Source organism: Arthrobacter endolithicus (genome assembly GCF_026627425.1).
Lineage (GTDB): Bacteria > Actinomycetota > Actinomycetes > Actinomycetales > Micrococcaceae > Arthrobacter_M.
The window spans coordinates 1-2,347 of sequence record NZ_JAPNLH010000050.1 but is presented as its reverse complement, the minus strand read 5'-3'; the positions used below and the strand labels follow the sequence as shown (position 1 = coordinate 2,347).

General features: G+C 61.3%; 1 pseudogene. It reads left to right on the top strand.

Annotated elements, in window-relative coordinates:
* The first annotated feature begins 110 nt into the window (after positions 1–110).
* A pseudogene (locus tag OS914_RS17900) lies at positions 111–1,519 on the top strand (IS1380 family transposase).
* The last annotated feature ends 828 nt before the right edge of the window (positions 1,520–2,347 follow it).

The following is a 2,347-nucleotide window of genomic DNA, read 5'->3' as shown; positions in this document are numbered from 1 at the left end:
ACCCCGAAACCATGATTTGGAGGGGAAAAAACTGGCCTGATTCTTAGCGCTCTTTTGGCCTGAAACGAGCCGCTAACTCGGCCTACATTCCTAGCTAAAACGGCCTACAAATAGTTGATCACACACAAGGCCAAGCCCTGATCTCCCATGCTGGACTGAACGTGGTGACCGCGTTCATTGACGCGCTGGGGTTCCGGTCTTTGTGTGAAGATCGTTTGGGCCAGTTCGTTCCTACCAGTGCCCGCCACCGTCCCGGCCGGATCATGGCTTCCGTGGCTGTCATGCTCGCCGGTGGTGGGGAACACGTCTCTGACCTGGACATGTTGCGCAGTAGTGCAGGCGTGTTTGGGAAGGTCGCCTCGAACGCGACGATGTCAAGGTTCTTCCAACAAGCGGCAGCCGCCCCTGATGTCTTCGCTTATGGGTTCGCCACCATGACACGCGAGTTGCGTTCCCGGGTGTGGGAGGCTGCCGGGGACCGGAATCCTGCCCTGACAGCAACCGCCTTGAACCCGCTGATCATCGATCTCGATGCCACCTTGGTTACCTCCCATAGTGACAAGGAACAAGCGGTCGGCACGTATAAGGGCGGGTATGGGTTCGCGCCCTTCATCGCCAGTGTTGACTACGGCGCCAGCAACGGAACCGGGGAAATCCTGGCAACGTTTCTGCGCCCGGGCAATGCCGGTGCCAACAGTGCCGATGACCATATCAAGATCTTCGAGCAAGCAGTCGCTCAACTCCCCGACGCCTTCTATACCGATGATGGTGTGCTGATTGGGGAGAAGGTGTTGGTGCGTACCGATAGTGCCGGTGCGTCCCGGAAATTCCTGCTCTACCTCGCCAGTCTCGGGGTGCAGTTCCCAGTGTCTCGTATCCGGTGCCGGTGGCCAAGGCCCGCATGGTCGCGTGAATCAATGAGAAGAAGTACTGGCAACCGGCCCTGGACCAGGCCGGGGAAGAACGCACGGATGCGTGGGTGGTCAATGCCACCGATGTCATGGGCTCACGGACTACCCGGAAGGCACGAACCTGTACCTGCGTGCCGAGCCCTTGCATCCTGGTGCGCAGGCAACGTTATTGGATCAAGACGGGCATCGTGTGACAGCATTTTTGACGAATTCACCGCGCTGGCACGGCCCCACCCTCGATGTGCGGCACAGGGCGCGGGGCCGGTGTGAGAACCGCATCAAGACGTTAAAGAACACAGGGTTAGGCAAGCTGCCGTTCTTCGACTTTCATGCCAATCAGGCCTGGGTGGACCTTGCCTCTGGCGATTAATCTGGTGTCTTGGCTGCAATTATCCATGCTGCCCACCGGCCACAAGGGGCGCGGTTGGGATGTGAAACGGTGGCGATACCGGCTCTTCGCCACCGCCGGGAAACACATCACCCGGGCAAGGAAAACGTGGTTGTTGATTCCTGAAACGGCTCCCGAAGCCAGCACAATCACCACACTCCGGGACGCCATCAAAGAACTCTCACAGCACCGCCGAAAACAGCTACCCCTGCCAGCCTGAGAACCCAGGCCCGGCCCCCAACCACCACCCAGAACAACCCCATCGGAAGACGTGGAAACCGACGCCCACCCAGCGACACCAGGCCACACCGCCACACCCAAAACCCTGAAATCAGACCGACAGCTAGCCAAGCCGCAGCTAGGCCAACACCCAGACCGTCATGCAAAATCTGGGCTAGCGTTCGTTGCAACGCACGCAGCGACTCCGGGAATGAGTTCGCCTGTCAATGGCCTGTGGTTGGCGACCCGAGCCTCTCCCTCCCGACGTCGGGCGTGCGCCGGCACGCGTCGTGGAGAGGGCATCGTCCAATGCCGAGCGGCGTCGACCCGTTCACGGCGCCAGCCGGCCGCGGACGCTACGCAGCCCACGAACTGACGACTGATCCAGTCGAGGAGGAGTAGCGCCGGGAGGACGCAACTCAAGAGGTTCCGCAGAACCCCCGGGAACGGCCTTCGCGGCGCCGATCACGGACTGTCGCTCGACGCCGGGCATGGACTGCCCCCCGGCGATTCGAGCGAACACGGTTACCTCGGAGTTTGACGAAATTGACAGACCGAAGATGGCTCCGTCACCTCCCCATCTAAGGCGATAGGTCCGCCGGTATGCTTCTGAGGCGTTCCGGCCATCGGCCACAGTTCATCCAGGGCCGGTGGCCGTTGCCGCGCTGGGGCCGGTGCTGGGTCTGGGGGTGTGGGGTGGGGTGTGGTGTTGGGGGTGTTAAAGGGGTCAGGCCCCGCACGGTGTGCGGGGCCTGGTCCTTTTTTTAATGGTTGTCCGGCGGTGTCCTACTCTCCCACACCCTCACGAGTGCAGTACCATCGGCGCTGT